Genomic DNA, 12,464 nt, shown 5'->3' with positions numbered 1-12,464 from the left:
GCTAAATTATAATTAATATATAGTTAATTAATTTTTGTGGTTAGCTGATTTTCCCAATCTAGTAGCTGTTCTACTAGTAATAATTCTCTATTTAACGCGGGGATGGTCATTAACTGATAACGACACTGTTTCCATCCATCAATAGTGGATAACAAAATATCCGAAGACCATTGTGATAACGCCATAATCAATGCTTGCTGATCCTGATTAACACAATACACTTGTGCATTGGTTTGGTATTTTAATGCATCAAGCAGTAATGATAATAACCAGTATAAGCGACGCTCGGCATTATCTTGATTTAATTGTGGTAAAAATGAATATAAATCATGCTGTTGTATGCTTGTATATAAAGCTTGGCAAAAAATCTCTCTTTCTTTCCACTCATCTTTCAATAAGGAAAGCGCTAAAACTGGAGCGTTCTGCGATAAATTTAATGCCGTTACACTATTTGCATAAGGTATGTTTGGTAATTGTCGCTGTAACCAGTGCGTTGCATGTTGAAGATTAGGCGTTGCTAAATGGTAATAAAAACAACGACTACGCAATGTCGCTAATAAAACCTCTGGATGCTGACAATTCAATAAAAAATAGGTGTCTTTAGGGGGTTCTTCCAACGTTTTGAGCAATGCATTTGCTGCCGCTTCTGTTAATGCTTCAACGTCTTTTATCCAAACAACTCTAAAACCACCTTGCTGAGCATGATGTTCCAGCTTTTCAGTAACTTTTCTTACTGCTTCAATACCAATCGAAGACTTACCCTTTTCACTCTGCAAAATATGCCAATCTGGATGTGTTTCAGCAAGCATCAAGCGACAACTATGGCATTCGTTACAACTTTTTAATCCCTGCCTATTCTGGCACATTAACCAACGACTTAACCCATAAGAGAGTGCTTCTCCTCCCATGCCTTCTATCGCATGTAAAAGCAGAGCATGATGACCACGCCCTTCTTGATATATGCTAATAAGTTGTCGATATGCCTGATTTAGCCAAGGATACCAATTCATAATGATTTATTTTCCTGCTGAACTAGCCACGCTGTTAGTATTTGACGGATATCTGCTTGTACTTTATCAATTGCTTGAGATGCATCTATCGTGATAATCGTGTCATCATTTTTAGCCAATGCTTGATAACGTTCACGAGTACGATAAAAGAAATCCATTGATTCTTTTTCAATCCGGTCTAATTCACCTCTAGCACGGGCTCTGGTAAGCCCAATAGCCGGATCTAAATCAAGATATAAGGTCAAATCAGGGCGAAAATTACCAAGCACTGTATTACGAAGTGACAACATAAGATCTTTATCTAAGCCACGTCCGCCACCTTGATAAGCTTGTGAAGAGAGATCGTGTCTATCACCAATCACCCATTTACCTTCTGCTAGCGCGGGTTTTATCACATTTTCTATCAGCTGAACACGTGCTGCATATAGCATCAATAATTCGGCTTTATCCGTAACTTTTTCACCCTCAATACCTTGTTTGATAAGCTCACGTAATTTTTCGGCAAGAGGTGTACCACCGGGTTCTCGGGTAAATGCCAGATTGGTGATACCTTTATCTTTAAGTGTATCGATAACCGTTTGGATTGCGCTGGTTTTTCCAGCACCTTCAAGTCCTTCAATTACAATAAATTTACTGTTGTTCATAATTATCTTTGTTGTAAGCGTCGATATTGTGCGACGGCTTTATTATGTTCATTGAGTGTGGTTGAAAACTTATGGCCACCCGTTCCATCTGCAACAAAATAGAGATAACGAGTATCTGCTGGATGTGCAGCCGCCCTAATTGAAGCAACGCCCGGCATTGCTATTGGTGTAGGTGGTAAGCCATCAATCTGATAGGTGTTATAAGGTGTATAGCCATTTAAATCACTACGATAAATCGTGCCTCTGTATTTATCACCTAAACCATAAATGACCGTTGGATCAGTCTGTAATCGCATATTAGTTTTTAATCGATTGACAAAAACAGACGCTACCTTTGTTCTTTCAGCATCAATACCCGTCTCTTTTTCAATGATTGACGCCATGATAAGCATTTCATAAGCCGATTTATACGGTAGATCACTATCGCGTTTAATCCACTCTTCTTCTAATGTTTTTTCCATTTGTTGGTAGGCGCGCTTTAAAATTGCGACATCGGTCGTACCTGCCGTGTAATGGTATGTATCTGGGGCAAACCAACCTTCTAGGTTAACAAATTCAGGTTTTATCCCTATTTCTTCACGTAATTTATCGCTATCCATTGTGTGTGCGACAGTCATAAGTTGCGGAGCTTGTTCAAAAATAGATTGCCAGTCTTGTAAACGGCTACCTTCAATAAAACGGATCGTAAATTGAGCTTCTTTACCACTTTTGATCAACAATAAAACATCACGCAATGTCATCCCTTTTGTTAAGCGATAGGTTCCTGCTTTAAATTGGCTAAGCTCTGGTTTTACTTTTAGTAAAATTTGAAAATAATCGCCTTGGTTAAGTAGATTATTTTTTATTAGCAGTTGTTCCATGGCTACGCGCCCTGTTCCTGCTGGCACTGTGAGTAGCATTTCATCTTGCTTTACAACAACATTTTCTTCTAAACCACGAATATGCTGCATCATATACAACGCTATTGCACCGATACTAATTAATAAGGCAAAAAAAACTATCCAGACTATTTTTTTTATCTTCATTTATAACTCATTAAATTCTATTTAAGTGACAAACTGTGTTGTAAAACAACATGATAATAATCCCTACTAGGATATTGATAGCACTTATCATCTGAAAAAGTGATTTGTGAAACAGGGATCACTGGCATTAACGCATTTGTTAACCATATTTCATCAGCCTGATAAAGTGTTTCTGTTTTTTCTCTCACAATATCAATTTGCCAATGATTTTTCTGAGCTAATTGAAAAATAGATTGACGCATAATGCCATTTACCCCTGAATTAGTCAGGTTTGGTGTAAAAAGCCTATCTCCTTTGCGCCAAAAAAGATTCGCCGCATTCGCTTCCACTAAATATCCTTCATTATCACACACTAAAACATCATCAAATTCTGTTTTTTCTAAATGATATTTGATAAGGACTTGTTCAAGACGATTGAGATGTTTGATCCCAGCCAATAAAGGATTTTGCCCTAAAGTAACAGGACTTATACCAAGCGATACACCTGCACGTTGCTGGTGGAGATAATGGGTAGGATAAGATGACAGTGACATTATTACCGTCGGTGTTATAAATCCATTGGAAGAATATCCTCGTCCACCATAACCACGACTAATAATAATTTTAATCACACTTTTTGTTTGAACCTGTGAGGCGATATCTATGATCTGCTTTTTAAGTTCAAACCAATTAGGATGCGGTAAAAAGAGAGCGTTACAGCCTTGTTTTAAACGATTTATGTGTGCAGATAATAAAATGGGAGCACCCTGCTCAACAGCAAGTGTTGTAAAACAGCCATCCCCAAATTGCACCGCTCGATCACTGGCATCTACATTTTGTTGCTGTTGTCCATTTACCCAATGCATCTAACACACCTTACATCTATGTTATTGATATCAATCTGCACATGATAAAACAACTGGCAGTAAAAGGACAAAATAAAAGACCCAGAATAATCCTGGGTCTTTTATTATTTCAACTTTCTACAAAAAACAGCTTATACGCGTTTAAAGAGAATTGAACCGTTCGTACCACCAAAGCCAAATGAGTTACACAGAGCATAGTCCATGTTCTCAACTTTACGGGCTTTATGAGGAACAAAATCAAGATGACAATTTTCGTCTTGATTATCTAGGTTAATTGTTGGAGGTACGATTTGATCACGCAGTGAAAGGATTGTAAAGATAGACTCAATAGCACCCGCAGCACCTAATAAGTGACCTGTCATAGATTTTGTTGAGCTAACTAATACATCAGTACCTTTACCAAATACATTTTCTACCGCTTGTGCTTCAGCAACGTCGCCTGCATTCGTTGATGTACCGTGTGCATTGATATAACCCACTTCTGATGAGGCAATACCTGCATCTTTCAGTGCATTTGTCATAGCTAGCGCACCGCCTTCGCCATTTTCTGCCGGTGAAGTCATGTGATAAGCATCGCTGCTCATACCAAAACCAACCACTTCAGCATAAATTTTAGCACCACGGTTTTTAGCGTGTTCGTATTCTTCAAGAACAAGAACACCCGCACCATCACCTAATACAAAACCATCACGCTCTTTATCCCATGGACGGCTAGCCGCTTGAGGATTGTCGTTACGTGTTGATAATGCACGAACAGCACCAAAGCCACCCAAACCTAATGGTGTAGTCGCTTTTTCGGCACCGCCTGCCAGCATTGCATCTGCATCACCATAAGCGATAATACGTGCAGCATGTCCAATATTATGAACACCTGAAGTACACGCTGTTGCGATAGAGATTGTAGGGCCACGAAGGCCATACATAATGCTTAAATGCCCCGCAACCATATTAATAATGGTTGAAGGTACAAAGAATGGGCTAATTTTACGAGGGCCACCATTCATCATAGATGTATGATTTTCTTCGATAAGGCCTAAGCCACCAATACCAGAACCAATAGCAGCTCCGATACGACTTGCATTGGCTTCTGTTACTTCAAGACCTGAATCCGCAATGGCCTGCACACCTGCTGCAATACCATATTGAATAAAAAGATCCATCTTACGCGCATCTTTACGCGAAAGATTATAATCTTCATGATTGAAATCTTTTACCAATCCAGCGAATTTAGTCGCATGATGACTGGTGTCAAAATCTTCGATAAGGCCGATACCACTCTGTCCAGCACACACAGCTTTCCAAGAAGCTTCTGCGTTATTACCGACAGGAGATAACATGCCTAGTCCGGTCACAACTACACGACGCTTAGACACGCTTATCCTCCAAGGAGGGAAAAAGTTTAGGATTAAAAATATAGGCGGTCGAGTGACCGCCTAGATTAGCAAGCTTATTTACCTGCGTTTTCAACGTAATCAATAGCAGCTTGAACTGTAGTAATTTTTTCTGCTTCTTCGTCTGGGATTTCGATATCGAATTCTTCTTCCAGAGCCATTACCAGCTCAACTGTGTCAAGAGAATCAGCGCCTAAGTCATCAACAAATGAAGCTGAATTTACAACTTCTTCCTCTTTAACACCCAGTTGTTCAACAATGATTTTCTTAACGCGTTCGTCGATAGTGCTCATACTATTAAATTTCCTATCAAAACTCGCTTGCGCGATGATTTTCTTAGTTTATAAATACAGGAAAAGATCTAACCAATCCCGACTGTGTGGACTACTTTATTCGCTATATTTTGCATTATATTGTACGCAAAAAGCAAATATAAAGACGTCCCCTTAATTAGATCATGTACATGCCACCATTGACATGCAATGTTTCACCCGTGATATAGCTCGCTTCATCAGAAGCTAAGAAGGCTACAGCACTGGCAATCTCTTTGGCATCACCTAAACGGTTAGCAGGAACTTGAGATAAAATACCTGCTCTTTGGTCGTCTGTTAATGCTCTAGTCATATCAGTTTCGATAAAGCCTGGAGCAACAACATTCACCGTAATGCCACGGGAAGCAACTTCGCGTGCTAATGATTTACTAAAACCAATCACACCCGCTTTTGCCGCCGCGTAGTTTGCCTGCCCTGCGTTACCCATGGTTCCAACAACAGAACCAATGGTAATTATACGACCATAACGTTTTTTCATCATAGCACGCATAACTGCTTTAGACAGACGGAAGACTGATGAAAGATTAGTGTCAATGATATCTTGCCATTCATCATCTTTCATGCGCATCAACAGGTTATCACGAGTAATACCTGCATTATTGACCAAAATATCAATTTCGCCAAATTCAGCACGCACATCTGCTAAAAATTTTTCGATAGAGTCGTTTTCTGTGACGTTTAACACAAAACCCTTACCCTTACCGTCTAAATATTCGCTAATAGCTTGTGCACCGTTTTCACTCGTTGCTGTACCAATTACTGTTGCACCGCGTGCAACTAAATCTTCTGCAATCGCACGGCCAATACCACGGCTTGCACCAGTAACTAGCGCTATTTTTCCGTCAAATCCCATGAGATCCCTCAGTCATTTCCTAATGCAGCATCTAATGATGCAATATCATTAACTGCTGCAGCGTTCATTTCTTTAGAAATACGTTTGGTTAAACCAGTTAATACTTTTCCTGGACCGATTTCTAATAGTTGTGTGATGCCTTTTTCAGCGATAAATTCAACCGTTTCAGTCCAACGAACTGGGTTATAAAGCTGGCGAACTAACGCATCACGGATAGCATTCGCATCAGTTTGCGCTTTCACATCAACGTTATTAACGACCTGAATTTCAGGTTGTTTAAATTCAATTTCTTGTAATGCAACCGCAAGCTTATCAGCAGCTGGCTTCATTAAAGCACAATGCGAAGGCACGCTTACTGCTAATGGTAAAGCACGTTTAGCCCCCGCTTCTTTACATAACACACCAGCGCGTTCTACGGCTTCTTTGTTACCTGCGATAACAACTTGGCCTGGTGAATTAAAGTTTACAGGTGAAACGACTTGTCCTTGCGCTGCTTCTTCACAAGCTTTTGCAATAGCGTCATTATCTAAACCGATAATCGCATACATTGCACCAGTGCCTGCTGGTACGGCTTCTTGCATCAGTTGACCACGTAATTCTACTAATTTAATTGCAGCAGCGAAATCAATAACTCCCGCACACACTAAAGCAGAATACTCACCAAGACTGTGACCTGCCATCATTTGTGGCATTTTGCCTTGTTTTTCTTGCCATACACGCCAGATTGCAACAGAAGCGGCTAATAACGCTGGCTGTGTTTTCCATGTTTTGTTTAACTCTTCTTCTGGACCATTCTGAACTAAGTCCCAAAGAGAGTAACCCAATACATCAGATGCTTGAGCGAATGTTTCAGTCACAATTGGATATTGCTCTGCAAGTTCTGCAAGCATTCCAACAGATTGTGATCCCTGTCCGGGAAAAACCATTGCAAAATCAGTCATATTTATTTTCCTGATAATATTAAAAACGGATAAGTGCAGAACCCCAAGTAAAACCGCCACCAAACGCTTCCAGTAAGATTAACTGGCCACGTTGAATGCGATTATCTCTTACAGCTTCATCTAATGCTGTTGGGACTGATGCTGCTGACGTATTGCCGTGGCGATCTAATGTCACCACTACTTTATCCATTGTCATATCCAGCTTTTTCGCTGTCGCTGAAATAATTCTTAAATTTGCCTGATGAGGCACAAGCCAGTCCAGTTCAGATTTATCAATTTTGTTAGCTTCTAGTGTCTCATCCACAATGTGGGCAAGTTCACGAACTGCGACTTTAAAGACTTCATTTCCTGCCATGGTAACGTAAGCAGGTAAATCTTCATTTTCTTTACGCTGATAAGGTAATGCTAATAAATCACCAAAACGCCCATCTGAATGTAAATGGGTAGAAATAATACCTTCGTCTTCTGACGCCCCCACGACTGCTGCACCTGCTGCATCACCAAATAAAATAATGGTGCCACGATCGTTAGGATCTAACGCATGGGATAATCTATCAGCACCAATCACAAGAGCATGCTTAACAGAACCAGCTTTAATAAATTGATCGACAATGCTTAATGCATAAACAAAGCCAGAACATGCAGCTGCAACGTCAAAAGCGATGCAATCATTGATACCTAACGCATTTTGAATCTGACATGCTGCGCTTGGAAATGCATGTGAGCCTGATGTTGTAGCAACAACAATCAATCCAATGTCTTGCTTATCAATACCAGACATTTCTAGTGCTTTTTCAGCCGCACCCGCGCCCATCACAGCAACAGATTCTTCTTCTGTTGCAATCCGACGTTCATTAATACCTGTTCGGGTAACAATCCATTCGTCAGATGTTTCAACCATTTTTTCTAAATCGGCATTAGTTCGCACTTGTACAGGCAAGTAACTACCAGTACCTAAGATTTTTGTATACATTCTATCAATCGCTCTTGGGTAATACTGTTGTCAGTCGAGAAGCGATCCGTTCTGGGATTTTTCGCTCAACGGCATGAACAGCCTGTTCTATTGCTGCTGTAAACGCGCTTTCATTTGCGCCACCATGGCTCTTAATGACGATACCGCGTAATCCTAACAGAGAAGCACCGTTATACTGGTCGGGGTTCATGTGTCCAAAACGCTTAATTAGCCGTTTTTGTAACCACTTCTTCAATATTTTCATCCACCACGACGTTTTTTTATTTTCGGTAGTAGAAGATTTAATCAATGAAAGGAAAACTCGAATCACTCCTTCCATCGTTTTAAGAGAGACATTACCTGCGAAGCCGTCACACACCAATACATCTGTTTTGCCTGTCAGTAATTCATTACCTTCAACATAACCAATATAATTGATATTAGATGTCGATTTTAATACCGTAGCAGCTTCGCGGATATTATCTAATCCCTTACTCTCTTCTTCACCAATATTTAAAAGTGCCACTTTTGGTGAATCAATCCCTGCTATCTCTTCGGCCATCACTGCGCCCATTACCGCAAACTGCACTAGCATTTTGCTATCACAATTAACGTTAGCGCCTAAATCTAGAACAACCGTCTTACCTTTTTTCTGATTAGGTAATACCGAAACCAGTGCAGGACGTTCAATTCCATCGATAGCATTAAGTCGAAGTTTTGCTAATCCCATCAATACGCCAGTATTCCCTGCACTTACACAAGCCTGTGCTTCACCTGTTTTCACCAGATCAAGAGCCACTCGCATTGATGTACCTTTACTTGCTCTAATGGCTTGTGAAGGTTTGGCATCATTGGCGACAATATGTTCTGCGGGTATAACTTGTAAACGGGTGATTAGCTCAGCATTTTGATTTGCAAGCAGAGGGGAGATAGAGTCTGGTTGACCTACCAGCAATATTTTTAAATGAGGATTAGATGCCAGCGCCCGCAAACAAGCAGGCACTGTGATACGAGGACCGAAGTCCCCGCCCATCGCATCTAACGCTATGGTTAGATTTGTCAAGGTATCAACGAGCTATAAAGCTAATTACTTGTTGATAACCTTGCGGCCACGGTAGTAACCGTCAGCAGTTACATGGTGACGCAGGTGAGTTTCACCAGAAGTTTTGTCAACAGAAACCTGAGTTACTGTCAGTGCGTCATGAGAGCGACGCATACCACGTTTAGAACGAGTTGGTTTGTTTTGTTGTACGGCCATTGACCTTACTCCTTAGTACTTTTCTTTAAACTGGCTAATACGGCAAATGGATTTGGTTTCTCTGATAATTCTTCAGGGAGTTCACCAAACACCATATCCGCGTCGGACACTTCACAGTGTTCAAAATCATGTACCGGAACCACTGGCAAGTTGAGGATTATTTCATCTTCAATCATCGCCAGTAAATCTATTTCACCAAATTCGTTTACATCGACTGGTTCATATTCTTCCGGTAATGCCTCGGCCCGTTCATCACTGACAACAGGGCTAAAACAATATGTTGCGTGAACATGATACGGAAAATGGCCACCACAACGTTGACATTCTAAAGTCACATCCACATCGGAATGTCCTTTAATCACGGCAAGACGTTGATGGTCAATATCAAATGATAAAACCACATCAATATCACTGTCCACACTGACCACCGATTCAGCTAAGCGGCTTACTTGCTCTGGAGAATAATGACCGTCATAGTCTAAATTCTTTTGAGCTGCTCGCAGCGCATCAATGGTCAGGGGTAATTTTACCTTTTGCATAAGGCGCGCATATTATCTTTGTAATGGAATATAGTCAAAGAAAAAGGCGGGTTATCTACACCTTTCCACCAAAATTCGCTTTATCAGCGGCGCATAGTTTAGAATGTCAGGCATCATTTTGCTACGGATTTTAAAAAAAATATGTTGCCACTCGTTCTTGCGTCTACTTCACCCTTTCGAGCTCAGTTGCTGAGAAAGCTTGGAATGCCCTTTATACAGGCATCTCCCGATATTGACGAAACCCCGAAGCCCACTGAATGTGCTCAAGATCTTGTCAACCGCTTATCCTATGAAAAAGCCAGCGCTTTACAAGCAAAATTTCCACAACACCTTATAATTGGTTCTGATCAAGTTTGTGTGTTGAATGAAAAGATCACGGGAAAACCCCTTAATTTTGATAATGCCTTTGCACAACTAAAACAAGCTTCAGGACAGTGTATCTCGTTCTACACCGGATTAACTGTATATAATAGCCTAACTTTAGAACATCAAACGCATTGTGAATTATTCCAAGTTTACTTTCGTCATTTAACTGATGAAGAAATTATCTGCTATTTAAATAAAGAAAAGCCTTTTAATTGTGCTGGCAGTTTTAAATCTGAAGGGCTAGGTATTACTCTATTTGATAAGTTTGTCGGTGACGATCCAAATTCTTTAATTGGTTTACCACTTATCCGATTGAATAAAATGTTACTCTCGCAAAGAATAAACCCATTATTTTTCTCTGATGATCAAAAATAAACCTGATCATCTTCATTTTTAATCTTATGTAGCGATAAAGCGTATTATGAATAAATTAACATCAGTCTTAACAGCTTTAGTGGTGGCAATAGCATTAGTGGGTTGTTCTGATGAAAAAGACACTGAAATTTCGACAACAAAAACAACTAACACAACAAATACTATCCAAGACAGTGTGATTTCAGACAAAAAAGATGACAGCACATCCTTATTTAAAAAGAATTTTGTCAGTAGTTGCATATTGGGTTCTGGTATTACCGATGATGCGTTAATTCCTCAAATTGCTGAAGTATGTGAATGTACTTACGACGGCATTATTAAAGATTACGGAATTACTGAATTTATCCGTGTAGATATGGAAATGCGCAAAAACGGTTCAACATCAATGCCTAAAGAGTGGAACATTGATAAAATTGTTGAGCAATGTATGACAAAAGTGGAAGGTTAACCCTATTTTCTATTCACTTTTTTAGTGATTTAAGAAAAGCAATACGCCCAGCTAACTGGGCGCATTGGGTATTCAGATTTTCTGTCGAAATAAAAATTTTCGATTTAAGATTTTTGACTGCGTAATACTTGTAAACAATAGCGTAACTGATTATCCATTGGCGCTTCAATTCGCATTTGGTCACCTGTTGAAGGATGAGTAAATGTCAAAGAGCTTGCATGTAAAAATAAGCGATTAAGTTTTGTTCCTACCAATTGTGAATCAAAATCACGATCACCATAACGATCATCAAATGCAATAGGATGACCTGCATGTAATGTATGCACACGAATTTGGTGAGTTCTGCCTGTTACAGGACTTGCTTTCACAAGTGTGGCAAATTCAAAACGCTCTTCAACCTTAAAACGTGTCTCTGAAGGTTTTCCTTCATTGCTCACTTTAACCACTCGCTCACCGCTTTGAAGAATATTTTTCAATAACGGAGCCTGAACAACTTTAGTATGGGATTGCCATTGACCACGCACTAAGGCTAAATAATCTTTTTGCATCTGTTTTAAGCGTAATTGCTCATGCAAAGCACGCAATGCTGAACGTTTTTTTGCAATTAACAACACACCCGATGTATCTCTATCAAGACGATGTACAAGCTCTAAAAAACGGGCTTCTGGACGCAATGCTCGTAAGCCTTCAATCACACCAAAGCTTAACCCACTTCCCCCATGAACAGCCGTGCCAGAAGGCTTATTGATAAGCATTAAGTGGTCATCTTCATATAAAATACAATTTGCCAACGCTGAGACTTTATCAAGTTTTGGTGATACAGCGACTTCTTCTTTTTCCGATACTCGCACAGGAGGAATACGGATGCTATCACCCGCATTGAGTTTATATTCAGGTTTAATTCGCCCTTTGTTAACTCGAACTTCCCCTTTACGAATAATTCGGTAAATCATACTTTTTGGTACACCTTTTAAGCGTGCCAGTAAAAAATTGTCGATACGCTGGCCTGCTTCATCGCCATCAATGGTGACGAACTGAACTTGATTAAATGATTTCATAGTGGCGATTCTTTGGCTCTCTTAAAATAAAAATAACAAACTACTTTGTGGTGTACAAAATAACATCAAATCTGTCGTCTATTTTAACCTGAATAATGGGAAAAAGACGAAACATTAGCTAATCTCTCATATTTATACAGAAAAAGTCACCAAAGCAGAAAAGTCATCTTGCTATAACCCTAACACCAATGGAATAATGCAGACTCTCCTGATTATGTTTATCAGGTATATTTATGAAAATTTTGTTTGTTTGATTTTCAAAATGCAGCAATGGCGTAAGACATAGTCGAAAATCAAACAATTTAGTATGCCACAAATACATCGCTTATTGAGTTGAAACATCGTTTTCAATTAAACAGTGCTGAATTTTTGAACTGAAAATCAGACTCACCGACATATTGCATCTCTATACAATCGACAACCGTGA

At 39.7% G+C, this 12,464-nt stretch carries 15 protein-coding genes; 2 read left to right on the top strand and 13 right to left on the bottom strand.

Translation table 11 applies throughout. From position 1 onward, the window contains the following. Positions 1–23: 23 nt before the first annotated feature. The 12 genes from holB to yceD form a co-directional block, all read right to left on the bottom strand. Positions 24–1,010 carry a DNA polymerase III subunit delta' gene (holB, locus tag DK861_RS17720; RefSeq protein ID WP_109400918.1) on the bottom strand — a complete coding sequence of 329 codons (987 nt, stop codon included), beginning with the start codon at positions 1,008–1,010 and terminating at the stop codon, positions 24–26. Further along, on the bottom strand, positions 1,007–1,654 hold the full coding sequence (gene tmk / locus DK861_RS17715; RefSeq protein WP_109400917.1) for a dTMP kinase: 648 nt from the start codon (positions 1,652–1,654) through the stop codon (positions 1,007–1,009). Before tmk ends, holB begins: the two co-directional genes overlap by 4 nt. A 2-nt stretch (positions 1,655–1,656) precedes the next feature. Continuing rightward, on the bottom strand, positions 1,657–2,679 hold the full coding sequence (gene mltG, locus DK861_RS17710; RefSeq protein ID WP_109400916.1) for an endolytic transglycosylase MltG: 1,023 nt from the start codon (positions 2,677–2,679) through the stop codon (positions 1,657–1,659). Between the two features lie 17 nt (positions 2,680–2,696). Further along, positions 2,697–3,524, bottom strand: coding sequence for an aminodeoxychorismate lyase (pabC, locus tag DK861_RS17705; RefSeq protein WP_109400915.1), 828 nt, complete (start codon positions 3,522–3,524; stop codon positions 2,697–2,699). 131 nt (positions 3,525–3,655) lie between these two features. Further along, the gene (gene fabF / locus DK861_RS17700) at positions 3,656–4,897 is read right to left on the bottom strand and encodes a beta-ketoacyl-ACP synthase II (RefSeq protein WP_072062715.1); all 1,242 of its coding nucleotides are present in this window, start codon (positions 4,895–4,897) and stop codon (positions 3,656–3,658) included. Between the two features lie 74 nt (positions 4,898–4,971). After that, the gene (gene acpP / locus DK861_RS17695; protein ID WP_004247087.1) at positions 4,972–5,208 is read right to left on the bottom strand and encodes an acyl carrier protein; all 237 of its coding nucleotides are present in this window, start codon (positions 5,206–5,208) and stop codon (positions 4,972–4,974) included. Positions 5,209–5,365: 157 nt separating this feature from the next. Next, positions 5,366–6,100: a 3-oxoacyl-ACP reductase FabG gene (gene fabG, locus DK861_RS17690; RefSeq protein WP_006537248.1), complete on the bottom strand. Its 735-nt coding sequence runs from the start codon at positions 6,098–6,100 to the stop codon at positions 5,366–5,368. A gap of 8 nt (positions 6,101–6,108) precedes the next feature. Then, entirely contained in the window at positions 6,109–7,041 is a 933-nt protein-coding gene (fabD, locus tag DK861_RS17685; RefSeq protein WP_006537249.1) for an ACP S-malonyltransferase, read from the bottom strand. A 19-nt stretch (positions 7,042–7,060) separates the two neighbouring features. Further along, positions 7,061–8,014, bottom strand: coding sequence for a beta-ketoacyl-ACP synthase III (locus DK861_RS17680; RefSeq protein ID WP_109400914.1), 954 nt, complete (start codon positions 8,012–8,014; stop codon positions 7,061–7,063). A 4-nt stretch (positions 8,015–8,018) separates the two neighbouring features. Further along, complete coding sequence (gene plsX, locus DK861_RS17675; protein WP_072062717.1) at positions 8,019–9,056, bottom strand: phosphate acyltransferase PlsX; 1,038 nt, start codon at positions 9,054–9,056, stop codon at positions 8,019–8,021. A 24-nt stretch (positions 9,057–9,080) separates the two neighbouring features. Next, a complete protein-coding gene (rpmF, locus tag DK861_RS17670) occupies positions 9,081–9,251 on the bottom strand; it encodes a 50S ribosomal protein L32 (RefSeq protein ID WP_006537252.1) in 171 nt (56 codons plus the stop codon). A 5-nt stretch (positions 9,252–9,256) separates the two neighbouring features. Further along, positions 9,257–9,790, bottom strand: a complete 534-nt coding sequence (yceD, locus tag DK861_RS17665) for a 23S rRNA accumulation protein YceD (protein WP_006537253.1) — start codon at positions 9,788–9,790, stop codon at positions 9,257–9,259. A 141-nt stretch (positions 9,791–9,931) separates the two neighbouring features. On the opposite strand from yceD, the gene DK861_RS17660 reads away from it, so the two are divergent. Further along, positions 9,932–10,531 (top strand): nucleoside triphosphate pyrophosphatase, encoded by a 600-nt coding sequence (locus tag DK861_RS17660; RefSeq protein WP_109400913.1) that lies wholly within the window; start codon positions 9,932–9,934, stop codon positions 10,529–10,531. Positions 10,532–10,577: 46 nt separating this feature from the next. Beyond that, positions 10,578–10,979: a hypothetical protein gene (locus DK861_RS17655; RefSeq protein ID WP_006537255.1), complete on the top strand. Its 402-nt coding sequence runs from the start codon at positions 10,578–10,580 to the stop codon at positions 10,977–10,979. A gap of 104 nt (positions 10,980–11,083) precedes the next feature. Here the strand turns inward: DK861_RS17655 and rluC are convergent, their stop codons facing one another. Next, on the bottom strand, positions 11,084–12,037 hold the full coding sequence (gene rluC, locus DK861_RS17650) for a 23S rRNA pseudouridine(955/2504/2580) synthase RluC (protein WP_006537256.1): 954 nt from the start codon (positions 12,035–12,037) through the stop codon (positions 11,084–11,086). Positions 12,038–12,464 lie beyond the last annotated feature (427 nt).

The organism is Proteus sp. TJ1640 (assembly GCF_003144445.1).
GTDB classification, from domain to species: domain Bacteria; phylum Pseudomonadota; class Gammaproteobacteria; order Enterobacterales; family Enterobacteriaceae; genus Proteus; species Proteus penneri.
Note: the sequence above shows the minus strand (reverse complement) of the source record. Positions and strands in the feature narration are given on the sequence as shown.

Coding starts and splice junctions, on each gene's coding strand:
- holB (WP_109400918.1), bottom strand. CDS start 1,010: ATGAATTGGTATCCTTGGCTAAATCAGGCATATCGACAACTTATTAGC.
- tmk (WP_109400917.1), bottom strand. CDS start 1,654: ATGAACAACAGTAAATTTATTGTAATTGAAGGACTTGAAGGTGCTGGA.
- mltG (WP_109400916.1), bottom strand. CDS start 2,679: ATGAAGATAAAAAAAATAGTCTGGATAGTTTTTTTTGCCTTATTAATT.
- pabC (WP_109400915.1), bottom strand. CDS start 3,524: ATGCATTGGGTAAATGGACAACAGCAACAAAATGTAGATGCCAGTGAT.
- acpP (WP_004247087.1), bottom strand. CDS start 5,208: ATGAGCACTATCGACGAACGCGTTAAGAAAATCATTGTTGAACAACTG.
- fabG (WP_006537248.1), bottom strand. CDS start 6,100: ATGGGATTTGACGGAAAAATAGCGCTAGTTACTGGTGCAAGCCGTGGT.
- fabD (WP_006537249.1), bottom strand. CDS start 7,041: ATGACTGATTTTGCAATGGTTTTTCCCGGACAGGGATCACAATCTGTT.
- DK861_RS17680 (WP_109400914.1), bottom strand. CDS start 8,014: ATGTATACAAAAATCTTAGGTACTGGTAGTTACTTGCCTGTACAAGTG.
- rpmF (WP_006537252.1), bottom strand. CDS start 9,251: ATGGCCGTACAACAAAACAAACCAACTCGTTCTAAACGTGGTATGCGT.
- yceD (WP_006537253.1), bottom strand. CDS start 9,790: ATGCAAAAGGTAAAATTACCCCTGACCATTGATGCGCTGCGAGCAGCT.
- DK861_RS17660 (WP_109400913.1), top strand. CDS start 9,932: ATGTTGCCACTCGTTCTTGCGTCTACTTCACCCTTTCGAGCTCAGTTG.
- DK861_RS17655 (WP_006537255.1), top strand. CDS start 10,578: ATGAATAAATTAACATCAGTCTTAACAGCTTTAGTGGTGGCAATAGCA.
- rluC (WP_006537256.1), bottom strand. CDS start 12,037: ATGAAATCATTTAATCAAGTTCAGTTCGTCACCATTGATGGCGATGAA.